Origin of the sequence: Pedobacter ginsenosidimutans, assembly GCF_001442625.1 — a bacterium.
Classification (GTDB): Bacteria; Bacteroidota; Bacteroidia; order Sphingobacteriales; family Sphingobacteriaceae; genus Pedobacter; species Pedobacter ginsenosidimutans.
The window spans coordinates 14,356-30,042 of record NZ_LMZQ01000017.1 but is presented as its reverse complement, the minus strand read 5'-3'; the positions used below and the strand labels follow the sequence as shown (position 1 = coordinate 30,042).

5 protein-coding genes are annotated in these 15,687 nt (G+C 40.8%); all 5 read right to left on the bottom strand.

The window, feature by feature from the left end; genetic code table 11:
- Positions 1-3 precede the first annotated feature (3 nt).
- Complete coding sequence (locus ASU31_RS18905; RefSeq protein ID WP_245224566.1) at positions 4-3,228, bottom strand: SusC/RagA family TonB-linked outer membrane protein; 3,225 nt, start codon at positions 3,226-3,228, stop codon at positions 4-6.
- Between the two features lie 83 nt (positions 3,229-3,311).
- Positions 3,312-5,591, bottom strand: coding sequence for a fasciclin domain-containing protein (locus tag ASU31_RS18900; RefSeq protein WP_057933844.1), 2,280 nt, complete (start codon positions 5,589-5,591; stop codon positions 3,312-3,314).
- A gap of 479 nt (positions 5,592-6,070) precedes the next feature.
- On the bottom strand, positions 6,071-10,432 hold the full coding sequence (locus ASU31_RS18895) for a hybrid sensor histidine kinase/response regulator transcription factor (RefSeq protein WP_167346206.1): 4,362 nt from the start codon (positions 10,430-10,432) through the stop codon (positions 6,071-6,073).
- 58 nt (positions 10,433-10,490) lie between these two features.
- The gene (locus ASU31_RS18890; protein WP_057933842.1) at positions 10,491-13,886 is read right to left on the bottom strand and encodes a DUF4450 domain-containing protein; all 3,396 of its coding nucleotides are present in this window, start codon (positions 13,884-13,886) and stop codon (positions 10,491-10,493) included.
- Between the two features lie 13 nt (positions 13,887-13,899).
- Positions 13,900-15,318: a glycoside hydrolase family 28 protein gene (locus tag ASU31_RS18885; protein ID WP_057933841.1), complete on the bottom strand. Its 1,419-nt coding sequence runs from the start codon at positions 15,316-15,318 to the stop codon at positions 13,900-13,902.
- Positions 15,319-15,687: the final 369 nt, after the last annotated feature.

Below are 15,687 nucleotides of genomic sequence, written 5' to 3'. Positions count from 1 at the left end.
CATTTAGAGTCCAAGGGTTAAGCCCATCGTAAAGGTTTTAGATGGTGGTGTGAGCGAACCATCAGCGGCATAAGAAAAAGGATTACTGCTCCCTACAGAGGTTACATCAGGATCTTGTCCGGTATATTTCGTCCAGGTATATAAATTTTGTCCGGTTACATAAATGCTGGCACTTTTTACACCGACCCTTTTCAGCATATTCTGGGTAAAGTTGTAACGTACGGTAACCGAGCTTAAACGGATAAAGGAGGCATCTTCTACATAACGGTCGGAGCCTAACCAGTTGTAACCTACACCGTATAAAGCGCGTGGCATATCAGTCACATCTCCAGGATTTCTCCAGCGCCTTAAAACCGCAGTACTCTGGTTGTTAACCCCATACATATTGGTGGTGGTAATTTTAGCCGTGTTTACGATATCGTAACCATAGCGGTAGCTAAAAAATGCCTGTACTTTTAGGTTGCCATTAAAGATTACGCTTGGCCCAAAACCACCGGTAAATTTGGGTACCGAATTGCCGAGGTAAACCATGTCTTTTTCATCAATGTTTCCATCGTGATTAATGTCTTCATACATCGCATCACCCGGTTGGAATACATAATCAACCGTTGGGTAATTGTAACGCATGTAAATGGTCTGGCCGTTTGGTCCAACAATTTCTTTCCCGTTCTGATCTCTGGCAATGGTCGCATCAGCATCTTTATACACACCTTTGTACTTAAAGCCATAATACGAGCCGAATGGATTACCGATAATCAGAAAAGATTTATAAGATCCCTGTGCTGGAAGCCCTACGGAGCTTTCTCTTGGATAGAACTCCGAAATGGACTGGATGGAATTGATGTTCCTCGAAATATTGAAATCAAAGTTTACAATCCATTTTTTGGTTTTAACAGGGGTAGTATTGATACCGATTTCCCAACCATTGTTGTTCATGGTACCTATGTTCATATCAATGGCATTGTAGCCAGTAGTAGCGGCGATCCTCAGATCATTGTAAAACATGTTTTTAGTGGTGTTCTGATAAATTTCCGCGTCGATTTTAACACGACTATCGAACAGCCATAAATTGAAACCCAGGTTCTTCCCTACTACAGTTTCCCATTTTAACCTGGAAAGTTCGATGTTAGAGGGATAAACTGCAGCGCGACCGGCATACGACCATGAAAATGGTGTGTAATTGTTAAAGTAAGCATAATTACTGCCTGGGGCTTTTCCACTCGCACCATAACTTAAGCGTAAACTTAAATCATCAATGAACTTAAGGTTTTTCATAAAAGGTTCGCCCGAAATTCTCCATCGGGTAGAAATCCCTGGAAAAAGACCAAAACGATTATCTGGCGAGAACTTGGAGTTACCATCTACCCTGCCATTCATGTTGATGATGTAACGGTCTAAAAATTCATATTGTGCCTGCAACAGCACCCCCACGCTTCTGGATTGTGCCTGACTGGAGTTCAAGGTCAGACCAGATCCATTGGTAATGGATGGATTAGATGGATCCTGAAATTCAGAGGAGGCCGTATTTGCTGTGGCAACTGTATAAGAGGCTGATTTAGTATCGTTGGTTTGAAAAGAAAGCAAACCCTGAAGATTATGCTTTTCGCTTAAATGTGGACGGTAAATCAGGTTAATTTTCGACTGAATGTTGTACGAATCGCCATCAGCATCAGAAGCCCGGTTTACAGTTGGTTCGGTACTTGGTTGCCCGGTGGCAATTTGAGGTAAAAAGGTTTTGGATTTGGTATTGTTGATATCAAACTGAACATCTACCGTCGAAAACAAAACCGGAGAAATATCGTATTGAAGATTAAATTTTGGTGTAATACGCTCGCCTATTAAATGACTTGCACCTTCATTTGCCATGGCCAAAGGATTATAGGTTGCACTGTAACGGCCCTGGATATTGGAAATTGGCGAAAAATATGCTGAAGTTTTATTTCCATATTCATCATACTCATAATCAGACATATTCGGCATTTTATTAATCGCCGTGCTACGCAAAGATTTATCATAGTTGAGGTTGTTATCCACATGTGTATAGGTTACATCCGTCCTGAACCTCAGTTTGCTCGATACGATATAATCCAAATTAATCTTAGCTGTAATCCGCGATAAATCGGTTCCCAAAGTAGTTCCGGTTTGACCTAAATAACCAACCGATGCATAATAACGCGCTTTTTCACCTCCCCCGCTCATTGAAACGTTATGATCTTGTGTATAACCATTGCGGGTAATCAGTTTTACCCAATCGGTGTTGTTGCTATAGTTGTAGTAATAATAGGCATCAGACGGGTCGTACTGAAAGGCCTTATTCTGTCCGTTGTTGCCTAAAAAGTCGAGCGGTAACCCTGTTGCATTCATTACCGCTTCTGGAATAAGCATTGAATATTGATCGCCCGTTAAAAAAGGAATAGGATTAGGCTGTTGCGCCATCGAACCCTTAAAATTATACGATACCACAGGCCTTCCCCTTTCGCCACGTTTGGTATTGATTAAAAGTACGCCGTTAGCCGCCCTCGATCCCCAAACCGCAGTAGAGGCTGCATCTTTTAAAACGGTGATGTCTTTAATGTCGGATGGTGCAATATTTAAAAGCTGTGCATAACCCTGCTCATCTGCTGTTCCAAAGTTAAAATCAGAAGGGATTTCCGTTTCATAAGGCATGCCATCGAGTACAATAAGTGGCTCGGCAGAACCGTTTATGGACGAAGTACCACGGATCCTGATTGACATCCCTGCCCCCGGATCTCCTGAAGTGGTACCAAAATCTACTCCTGATAAACGTCCGGCCAAAGCCTGATCGATGGAGGTTACTGCCAATTCTTCTAAAGCTTTCCCGCTAACAGTGGCCGATGCAATAGTAGAGTTACGTTCGGCAATGTTTAAACCTGTTCCGTTATTCACCATTTTTTTGGCTGTTAATACCACTTCCTGCAAACTGTTCGAACTTGGCTCTAATGTTACATTTATGGTTGTGCGGTTACCAATCACACCTGCATTATGGCTATTATACCCAATAAATGAAACCACAAGCTGGTTTTTGGTATTGGTTACCCGTAGGGCGAAATTCCCGTTGATATCGGTACTTACCCCGGTAATGGTTCTTTTATTCTGATCGACCTCGATAACTGAGGCACCTATAATTTCGAGTTTATCTTTTTTATCGGTTACTTTTCCACGCACGGTAACAGGCTGCTGTGCATGGAGTGTTCCTGAATATCCCATGATTGTTAAAATCATAACAGATAGACAGAAAATTCTATATAGAAATATTTTCATCTTATATAATCTAATTTTATCTGTAGGCGTTACTTATTGTAATTGAGATAATTGGAAATGGAATGGATAAGGGTACGGTTAGAGAGTTGGTTACTCGAACTGAAATTTACCTGCGTAGTGCGCCCCGCCCGATCGGTGATAATCAGGTTGCTTGGCTGATTCAAAATGTTCAGCAATGTATTGTCTCCAGACTCTGTTTGTAAAAGAGTTAAATAGTTATCTGCTTTTTTTCCGTCAACTGCAACCGATTCGCCATTGATGATGTGGTAAAGGATAAATTTTCTTACCTGATCTTTCTGCGCCTCAGCAGTTGGCGCTGCTGTAGGTAAAGCACCTGTAGCTTTTGTTCCAGGTAATAAACCATCTTTAATGGCTTGTGTAATAGCCGCATTATCAGGTACCAGCATCGTATATTTATTATCAATGCCTGTATTCATTCCTGAGATGGCTTTGGTGGTAGCGTTGTAGAGTGAAGAGGTAGAAACAAACCAATAAAAAGACGAAAAGCGTGTAGGATCGCTGGTGGCAAGATTTTGCAAGTGCTGACCTACATTTTTATCAGTAAAAGCCAATGGCGCATCAACATAATATACAATGCCATTTATCGAAGTTGCATCTGTTTTGGTAATGTTGATATCGATACCAGTATCAACTGTTCCGCTGGTCTGGATTTTTCCATTGCGGTAGCGTACGTAATCACCACTCTGACTTTCAACAATACCTGAACCACCTAAACTGGTTAATTCTCCTGTTGGGGTAAGCAAAATGCCTGTTTTAAACAAACGAAAGGCATTATCACGGTAAATCTGGTTATGCGAATAACTTGCTGTTGGCGAAGTACGGTAGCCCCAAGCAGTAGTTGTGGTACCAATACTACCTTCGTTATAACGGTAACCTGCTGCAGTTACCACGGCATCGGGCATTACCAATAAGGTTTGTCTTACGCCTGGTTGTGTAGTATAAATCTTAACACCTGAGCCTCCATCAGCATAGGCCAATAAAGTAAGATTGGTTGCCGGATCAAGATAAGGCACACCATAAACCGTTCTGAATACATTCGAACTGTGTGCCTGGTTTACCCCATAAAAAACGGCATTGCTCAAAATCTGTTTATCAACGGCATTATCTAAGCTCAGTGTTGTGGTTTCGAGCAGGTAATTTTGACCTTGAGCAAATTTGCTCGGCCATAAAGCTGTTGGCCACATGTGCGAATTGATGAAATCGATTACTATACTTGGAGGAGTACTTTTAAAGAATGAATTACCATACTTGGCCAATATTTTTTTCCGGTAGGCCCTAAAAGCCTCGTTGGTTGGCGCCATGATGGTCCAGCTTGATTTTTGAGATTCGTTAGCCAGATAGCTGTTTACCCCAGGCTGCTGATAATTTTCATTGTTAATTGAATAAGCCAGTAAACCGTTATAGCCTTTTACATATACCGAATCGGAGCTGCCCGTGGCTACAAAGTTGCGGTGGGTTTGGTATGCATTAGAGACATAAAACTTTAGCGAATCGAGCAGTGCTTTAAACTCGCTGTAATTGGCATTGCTACTGATATATTGGTCGATGCTTTTTAAAGGTAGGGTAACACGGTCTACCTCGTGGATCATGCCATTCTCGGCACTGATATCCATATTTACCACTGCTGCAGCAGCTACATTAAAGCCATTATAGGTAGAACCTGGATAAAATACGTTATAATCGCCGGCACTCATACCACCTGTGGCCATAAATGCCGTGGTAAAATAAGGGATGTATTTATTGTTATTATCGCCATCTACATAAGCAGAAGTATTTACACCCCTAACCGATTGCACATTTCGGTTAGTGGCGATAACTTTTGCCCTTACCCCATCACCCTTTTGTTGTACCCAATCGTAATAAGCAGTTTTTCTTTTAAAGGCAAAACCAAGTCCGGTTTCTGCTCCGCCCGCCATTTGGTAGTTACTCAACTGATCTTTGCGGTAAGCATTGTACACCAATGCATATTTTACGATTGAGGTAGCCATCGAATCGTTGATCTCGGCAGTACCTTTAATATTCTGATCTTTAAAAAAACGCTCGAAAGCCGCATCATTCGGTGCAAAAAAAGTCCACCAGCCTGTTTTGCTTAAAATATCTTTATAACCTGCTTTATCAATTACCGCGGTTAAGTGTTTAAAATTCCCCCTTGCTTCAAGCTGTTGGTAAATAGGATCTCCCAAACCTGCTGGGCGCTCATAAAATGCATCAAATTCTTTTTTCTGGCATCCTGATAAAACGGTCAGAAAAAACAGAAAACAACACGAACTTGTAAAAAGTCTGGTCATAAATTATTTGGTTAGTACAGGTTTAAGTAAGCAGTGGCGGAAGAGAAAAATTGAATACAGCAAAGCAGTTGAGAAATAAAATTGTTTTTCATTTCTGCGCTAAACCCAGGATATTGCAGACGGATATCCTTCTAATAAAATTCAATGTAAATCTTTAAGCTATCGGCTTACTTGTTCAGTTATATATTTGGTTATTCAATACAAATCTATCTCAAACTGCTAAAATGAGTTTTCAGAAATTGACGGATTGCTTTCGTTATTTGGTAAAAAGAGTGGTTTTGGAGATTTTTCCCGCTGATTTGGCAGATTACCGTGGAGTAAAACAATAATTATTAAATCTGGTGGTTCTTCTTAATCTGCGGAAAAAAGTGTAAACCTTTCTACTTTTTGGTTCCCGCTGATTTCGCAGCGTAAAATCAATCATAATTTCTGCGGAAATCACCTTAAATCTGCGGGAAAAAACCAGAACCAATTTTAACCTAACTATGCACCATTGTTTTTAGATAAGCCGACGGCGAAACACTATACTTCTCCTTAAAACAGGTACTGAAATAAGGCAAACTGTTAAAACCTGATAGATAACCTGCTTCCGAAACGGTGCAATTACCCGAATCTAACAGTTGTTTACTGCGTTTAAGGCGCATATCGCGTACAAATTCTACAGGGCTCAATGAGGTCAAACTCTTCAGTTTTTTATAGAAAGTTGTTCTGCCCATACCAATTGCTGCCGCAACTTCATCGATATTAAAATCGGATTGTATCATCCGCTCCTCCACAATTTTGATAATCTCTTTCAAAAAAGTTTCATCTTTTGAGGTAATTACAATTTCATCGGGTTGAAGGGATACAATACGCTGCGCTTGTCTATCGGAGAGTTGCTCGAAGAGTTTTTTCCTCGACAGGATCAAATTATCAATCGCCGCAGAGAGAAAATCGGTATTAAAAGGTTTGGTTAAATAAATATCTGCACCATATTTTAAGCCTTCAATCCGGCTTTCAATAGAAGATTTAGCGGTGAGTAAAATTACTGGGATGTGGCTGGTAGCAGCATCATTTTTTAACTGATCGAGCATTTGGATGCCATCCATTTTAGGCATCATTACATCGCTGATAATCAGATCGGGCAGTATGGCCAAAGCCATTTCAAAACCTTCAGCGCCATCGACAGCTGTGCTAACACGATAATGGTCCTTAAACCTAAGCTCCAGAAAGTTTCGGAGGTCAGGATTATCCTCTACAATTAACAATTGCGGGTGTAGGCCATTGGTATTCGAATTGATTGGCGACACCTGGTTTCGCGCAGGCACGCTTAAACTTAGCGGTTCTTCCTGATTGCTCTTTACCGTAAAGTTAACTTCCGAAGCATCGAAATGTGTATATCCGGATTTTAATTGCAAGGTAAAAATCATCCCCCCACCGCTGTGCTGTTCGGCCCAGAGCTTGCCATGGTGACTTAAAGCCAATCCACGGGCCAGTGCCAAACCAATTCCTGTCCCTTTTAAACTGATATCTGCCGTAATGCTTTCTTCGTGATAGATTTCAAATATTTCCTCCAGTTTATCTGTTGAAATACCTTTGCCCTCATCAATAATGAGAATCAATATCTCACTGGTTTCTTCATCCACTTTTAGCTCTATCCAGATTTTTCGATGAGATGGGGTAAACTTAAATGCGTTGGAGAGCAAATTATAAAGGATAATCTCAATCTTTTCTCCATCTGCCCAGGCCAAAACCGTTTGCTGATCTGCAAAAACATCAAATTTAATCTGCTTCTCATCGGCCATGGCAGAAAAATGGCTGGCCACCTCTTTTGATAAAGCCAATAAATCAATTTCAGCAACATTAAGCTGCATTTTTCCATTCTGCAATTTTCTAAAATCAAGTAACTGATTGGTAAACCTGATCATCCGGTTCGCATTTCGGTGGATCACATTGATAAATTCCTTCCCCCTATCTGATAACTTTTCATTACGCGATATTTCTTCTAAGGGATTTACAATCAATGTAAGCGGCGTTCTGAGTTCGTGCGAGATATTGGTAAAAAAAGAGAGTTTAACCTCCGTTAATTTCTGTTCTACCAAAACTTTATTGCGTAACCTGATCATGGTTACAATAATCCGCCTTGCTAAAACAGCGATAACAATAGTCAGCAAAAAATAAACCAGATAAGCCGGCCAGCTTAAATAAAAAGGTGGATGGACAATGATTTCTAACGTTTTTTCGGGCAGGGTTAAAAAAAGATCATCATTTGTAGCCTTCACTTTAAAGGTATAGGTACCTGGCGGAATGTTGGTATAGGTTGCCCTTCGCAGATCGTTTACCTGGTGCCAGGTTTTATCGAAACCTTCGAGTTTATAGGCATAGGTTATTTTGTTGGAAGCACGATAATCGAGCACCGTGTAATCAATACTGATTACATTTTGATCGTAGTTGAGTACCAGCGACTTGGTTTCGTTGATGGTAAATTTTAAAGGAGAATCTTTATCTCCGGGATCAATATCCTTATAATACAGTTGAATTTTGGTCAGCGCCATTTTCGCTGAAGTACGCTGATCGGCAATTTTTAAAGGATTAAATTTGATATAACCATCAGTAAGACCAAAATAAAGCTGCCCATTGTTTGCTGTAAAACAGGTCGCTTCAGAAAAGCCAACTTTTGGCAATCCGTCGAAAGAATCGTAGTTTTTGAATGTTTTATGTTTTGGGTTAAACCTGGATAAACCGCGTTCCGTAGCAATCCAGATGTTACCTTCTTTATCGCCACTCATGCTTAGCAGCACATCATTCGCCAGTCCATTTTGTGTAGTAAAAACCTCAAAACGCAATACATCAGGATTTTTCGGATCGGCGATTACTTTATTTAATCCACCACCAAAAGTAGCAATCCAGATGCCGCCAGCTTTATCTTTGTAAATATACTGTACGCTGTTATTCCCCAAACTGGCATGATCTCCGCGGATTTTACGGTAAGCTAAAAACCGGTAACCATTGGTAACTGGTTTGTTCGGGTCAAAGCGTAACAAACCATTGCTTGTTCCAATCCATATCCTGCCACTGTTGTCTTCTAATAAATATCGGATAACCTTGGCCCAGCCAAATGGATAATTATGAAAAGCATTGTAAAAATGCTTAAAACCTTCTTTACCATCGATGTTGACCAATAAGTTAATGCCGCCGCCCAATGTGCCTACCCAAATGCGCCCTCTCGAATCTTCAATAACCGAATAAACCAGGTCGCTGCTCAAACTATTTATATCCGAAGGGTTATTCCTAAAATTCTTAAGCGTATAAAGATTCCGTTTTTGATCGGCTGGTGTGGCTTTAAACAGGCCATCACCTTTTGTCCCCAACCAAACATTGCCCTTACTATCTTCTATGACGCTATAAACCGCGTCTATCTGTTTATTTCCCTTTCCAAAAACATCAACTTCTTTGTCATTTTCATAAACCCGAATCCGGCCATCTTTACTGCAAACCCATAAGCGCCCTTTCTGATCGTGCATCATGGCCCTTACTTCATTTTCTGAGCGGTTATTTGGGTCATTAACCAAACGATGATAATTGAACTTATCGGTAAGCGAAACCACTTTATTAATCCCACCATCGCGTGCACTCATCCAAAGGGTACCCAGTCGATCTACATATAAACTCGTAATAATATTGGAAAACTTTTGGTCTGAAGAGCCAGGCTGATCATAAAAATAATCAATCTCATCGCGCTGTGGATTATAGTAGCCGAAACCGCCCCCTTTCATGCTTACCCACAATATCCCGTTTGCATCGGCAACTACACTATAATCGCGGCTCGAGAAATTGAAATCTCTTTTTTGACTAAAATATTTATACTGTTGTGTTTTAGGATCGTACTTTATAATTCCGTTTTCCTGTGGCTCAATCCAGATTAATCCTGAATGATCTTCGTTAAGGGATAAATAATTTTCTTTGCTTCCAGATGATTGGCTTACTTTAAAACTGATGGGATCAACCGTGAGCATTCCTTTCCCCATGGTGGAAATATAAATCAGACCTGCTTTTGAATAAAGAATGGAATTAAATGCAGTTCCCTTACTAATCTGTTTAACCTGAAAAGATTGCGTCCTTAGGTCGTAGATTAATAAATTACCATCGCCAGTGCCAAAATAAAGCGATTCTTTACTCTTGGCAACGCAGTTAACAGCAAAAGAAGAAAGCATTTTTTCAATAGGCTCAGAAAACCTGATCACCTGGTAGTTACCATTGTTATTCCGTTGTAGACAGTTCAATCCGCCTTCGGTGCCTACCCAGATCCTTTGTTTTTCATCGCAGTACCTGAATTTTACTGCATTTCCTTTAATCTGCCGTGCAGAATGCTGCATTTTAGCAAACTGAATAACATCTGGTTGTCCTTTTGCGTGATTTACAGCATATAAAAGCCCTTGATTTTCGGTTAGCAGCCAGACTCCATTTTTAGTATCAGGCACCATATGGTCAATAATTACCTGATCTTTAAAAAACACTTTAAAAGGCCCATCAGAAACAGGTAAAAACTGTTCAGTACGCTTATCGAAACGATAAATCTTAAAATCGTAGGTTTTCACCCATAGGTAACCAGATTTATCTTCTACTATTTCCCTTATTTTATTACTTCGCAGGTTAGAGGTATCGCCAGGCCGGCTTTTGTAAACCACAAAATTTGTCCCGTCGAAACGGTTTAAACCATCAAAAGTACCAAACCACATAAAACCATCGTGGTCTTGGGTAATGCAAAGCACACCATCATGAGAAAGACCATCCTCTGTTGAATAATGGGCTATATTGCTTTTAAACTGTGCAAAAACGGAGAAAAAAGGCAAGCAAATCATTATGATCGGCAATATTACTCTTTTCGATATCCAGCTTTTATAACACATTATTCAAAAACTAACGGACCAAGGTTACTGCCATTAAACCAATAATTACATCATTACAAAGTGCCGATAAGGTAACCTTAGCCAATGTTTTGTTAGGATCAAGCTTTAGGCCCAATGCTGTTGCCGCCCCTCCTTTTATGTCCTTTCCGTTCCAGCTGTCGCCATCTTGTGCGGTTACGATTTTTCCTGTTTTTAGATGCACGCGAACAGGCCTTGCTGCACCTGTATCGAAAGCGAAACCATCTGTAAAAAGATCCTGCTCAATTGGCCACCAATTTTCTGGATTACGCAAAGGAAGTTTTTCAGTAGAGCCATCGGTATAATGAACCGCAATTTCTCCATTATCCATTCTGCTTTGCATCGGGTTGGTTGTTCCGGCGAGAAGAAAAAATATGCCACTCGCTTTACCCGAAAGTGGAATTTCTGCTTTCCGGGGAAAATTGTCCCATTGAGAGGTGTAAATGATATTTTTTGAAGTGCTATCTGATGGTGTTTTAAAAACCACGCCAGAAGGCAATAAAAATTCGCCTTTTGCGCCCGCCAATTTGCGCAAGCCCATATCATTAATTTCGGGTTTTAATTTAGGATGTGTCCAATCGCCAATGCCCTGCCAGGCCAATTGTAAAGTTGTAGTTTGTGGCCGTGGAGACAGGTATTTATGGTTAAAAATCTCACCAACTTGATCGTTAAAATAAGTGGATAAATCTTGTGTTTCAAGCTTTTTACCCACCCATTGTTTAGAAGCTAAATCTAAAATTTGATCTGGCTTTTTCACCACCTCTTTCAGTTTGAAACAAACAGGAAACCAATATGTAAACTGACCATTTGTAATCTGGGCAAAAAAAGTACGGTCGCCTGGTTCGCCCTGAAGATTTGCACTAAGTTTACTTTCACTTGTATTTATATTGTTAAGCACCTGCTGTGGATCGAATATTTTAACAATTTTAGCCTTAATAAAATCGATCTCCAGTTTCGAACCAAAGGTATAGGCTGTATTTATTTTAGGATGGCTAATTGCCTCGCTGCCCAAGGTTAACTCCACCCGATAATCTTTTGCTACTGCGCTTTCAATCTCGATTTCGGGTAAGCCAATTGCGTCGGCTACATTTTTCCATTTTACTTCTTTTCCATTGACCTTAACCGATTTTAATTGATTGCTCCTGGCTTTAATGCTCATTTTAAGTCCGAGCCTAATGGCAAATCTCGGCAATAGCTCATAGGTATCAACTAATCCTTTCCGTTTAAAAGAAAAAGAAAGATCAGGGATGTTTAGGGCCGCGTGATCCCATTCTTGCGGTAAACCTGGTCTGATGAGCAAAGTTTTATTCAGCGCATCAGGCACCACACCAAAAAGCCCTTCAACAAGTGTTCTTGAATTAATGCCTACAGGATCGCCAAAATCGCGGTACGACTCTCCTAAAATGGCATCATAGCGGGAAACCTGGGCAAAATTACCCGGACTTCCACCAATATACATACTGGCCAATAGTTCGCTTTTCCAAAGTTTAAAGGCTTCTTCAGTCCTGCCAGCTTGCCAGTTGGCCAGTGCCGTGTGGGTAACTTCGGCTAAAACCACATTGTTTAACGACCATTCGTAAGGCATCCAGTTTGTGGTTGATAGGGTATAATAACCTTTGTCCTCAAGTCCTTTAGCCCTTACCGGGATGTGTGGGATATTGGTATCAACATACCTTAAACTCTGCCAGGCCTGAAAAGCGTCTGGTACCTCCGAATCTATACTGTGATAAACCGTCCATAAACCTGCAGCCGGATGCAATTGCTGTAGACCTAAAACATCTTTATATTCTGCAAACCAGCCTTTTTCTGGCATCCAGAGTTGGGCATTCATGGCTTTTAAAATTTTGTCGGCCTCTTTTTGATAAACACCTGGATCTTCATTGATCAAACGGGCAAGTTTGGCTGCAATTAAATTAGCACGGTAGTTATAAGCTGAACTATGTGTTCCGCTTCCACCACTATACTGCAATGCATCGCTTGCCCAAATGGCTGCATAGGCATCATATAGACCGTTATCATCCGCATCAAAAACTCTTTTCTCCCAAGCCAGGTGCCGTTTAATTACGGGCCACATTTCTTTTACATAGGCTAAATCGCCTGTCCAGTTAAAATGCCACAGCAGCTGGTCGATGTACACCAGGTTCATATCGTAATGGTGCGGTCTGATCGATTTTCCATCCGGTTCGCGACTGATGTAACCATTGCTGAACATTGCAGTCCCCATGGCCTCTTTTGATCGCGAAAGGTTAAAGGCAGTATCGGCCAAAACAGGTCCGCTTTCCGGATTGAGCACCTGCGATTTGGCATAGGCATCAAAATGCGTTCGTGCCCGATCGTGCCAACCTAGGGGATCGGCGGTGTAAGGCCCACGCCAACCTGGCAAACGCATCCGCCAGCCTATGGCACCATGCATATAAGATGGCGCTTCCCAAATTCCATCCGAAGCCATGGCCAAAGCACCACCAATGTTGTTGAAAAAGGGATCTGGTGTATCAACCTGTATCCGATCGGCTAAAATTTTACGTTTCTTTTCTGATTCTATAAATTGGGTAGCACTGTCCCATGTTTTAGGAGCATTGTCTTTTTCAGGATTTTGGATCAATACATAAAAATTTTTACCATTTTCTATGCTTATTTTTCCGGTAATTACTGGATTCTGCGTTGTTTTAGATTGATCTAATGTTAAAGGAGAAGATAAATCAGCAGCATCAGCAATTCTGATTTCGGCAGGAAAAATTCCACTTATTTTTTTGATTTTAGCATATTGGAGCTCGAAACTGTTTTTTGTAACCGTAAATAAATTATCCTTACAGTTTTGTTTTTCGAGGTAAAAAGAAGATTCGGGATCTACCCCCATATCGCCACTACGGCTAAACTTTTTATCACTTGCTCCACCGAAAACCCAAAGCAGTTCTACTCCTTTTTTCACATTTTCAAAACTGGCTTTTAATACCATACCGTCACTATTGCTCAATGCAAAGAGAGTTAAGTGAAGAGTTCCATTTCCTAACAATGGATCTTTTATCGTGTAAATCATCGATCCTGGACGATACCTGGCGGTAATATCTGTTGCCTTAATCAGCCATTTGCTGCTATTGCCATCAAGTAAGCCAAACTGCAGGTTACCGCCCATAGCTGGCATATACAAAGCAAACTCAGGCAAATCGCCAGCCTCTACCCGGAACGCTGTATTGGTTCCATATAAGGCTCTCGTAAACCTTCTTGTACCGTTATGGATAACAAAATCTCTTCCCTCCGGACGGTACCGTAAGCTTGCATTTTCATTGTGCCAGGTTCCCGATTTTAAGATTGGCGGATAAATTTCCTGTGCAAAAAGTGTATTTACAGATAAACCTAGGCAGTAACATAAGCTGTAAAATCTTTTCATTTTTTCGAAACGGCTAAGGATTTACACTTACTGAATTACTTACTTTCAATGCGCTTTGATCTGCCGTTGTAATATTTACCCGATCAAAGGTCCAGTTTTGCCCAAAATCGATCGTTCCGGCAGTAGCTGCTTCTATTTTCAGGTTTGAGAGATTAAAGTTTTTCAGTATGGTTTCTGAAAAACCAATGGCATTGATTGCCTTTTTAGCGCCCGTAGCGGTAACATTAAACACGTTGATGTTCTGTATTTTAGGTATGCCCTTGTTCGCCGGTTCTACATGGGTTAAAAGTTTGGTCCAATGTGCGGGGATAGAATCTGGATGGTATCCCGCGGGTAAAGTAGAATAACTGTAAGCAGGATTCCAGTTTGGATTTACCTGAATCACATTGCCCACACCATGCATGGTAATGTTACCGAAATATACATCCTCTACCGTACCTCCTCTTGTTTTGGCCGATTTAATATTAATTGCATTACCCGTTCCATAGCCTACCAGATCGGTAGCCCACACATGGCGGATACTCCCTGATGTTTCGCTACCCAAAGTAAGTAAGCCTGCTCCTTTACGCGCCACACAATTGCGGATCACCACATATTCGGTTGGTCGGTTTACCCTTAGTCCATCCCAATCGCGACCGGCTTTAAGGCAAAAATTATCATCGTTACAATCAATATCACAGTTTTCAATCAGTGTCCACAACGAAGAATCGACGTCAATTCCATCTGTACTCGGGCCACTGCCATCTACATTGTTCCGAATGGTAATATGATCTACCGTTACATAAGAAGAGTACAAAATCTGGACCGTCCAAAATCCGGCCTGTTGCACATGAATATCTTTGATCACTACATCCTTGGCCGATTCGACCAATATCGTTCTTGGGCGTTTAGCATCATAATCTACAATCCACCTTAACCCTTTCGGGTCATATTCTTTTCTTAAATTCCAGTAATATTCCCAGAATGGTTTACCTTGCGCATTAATCAATCCCTTGCCTGAAATTGAAGCTTTATCTTGTTTTAGAATATTGATTAGCGCCGCAGGCCATTTCATTTCGATGCCAGCCACACGTGTATCGATTTCAGGATAATCTTTAATATGCTGACTACCCAAAATTTCAACACCTTCATCAATCTTTAGGTTTACGCCTTTTTTAATAAAAATTGATCCCGTAAGGTACTTGCCAGCTTCAAAAGAAACTATACCTCCACCTTTTGCAGCACAGTCATCAATGGCCTTCTGAATGGCATTTGTAGCCAAAGTTTTACCATCGTTTATCGCTCCATACTTATTTGCATAGTAATTAGTCTGTTTGAAACTAAATTTTCTAGCGCCTACCTTGCTTACCCAATCTGGTGTTTTGGGTTGAGCAAAAACAGCAATATTAACGAGCATAAAAGCTGTAAGCATAAAAGGATGGATGCTTTTCATAAAATTCCGGAATATATTTGGTTATACATTACAGCAAGTGTTATATATCTGCTGGTTTATTTCCGGTTAATATATAAAACGTCGCGCGCCCAACCATCCTGCTGCATCCTGCATAAAGACACCTAAAGATGTTGTTGGTTTGTGCTTTATTCTTTTCGTGCAAGTTCTTTTAGTTTATCCGCAGACAGCCCTACAAGAAGGACGGGTAATTTCCGTAGTTTGGGCAGGTGTAATTATTTGAACACACCTGAATCACATTTAAACTAACAAAAGGCACAAAAAAAACGGACTTTGAGTGTTCAATGCCCGGTACTTACCTTTAGAAGGTATTCTTTCAATTGTACCCTATGCCAGACTTCAAACGAACCA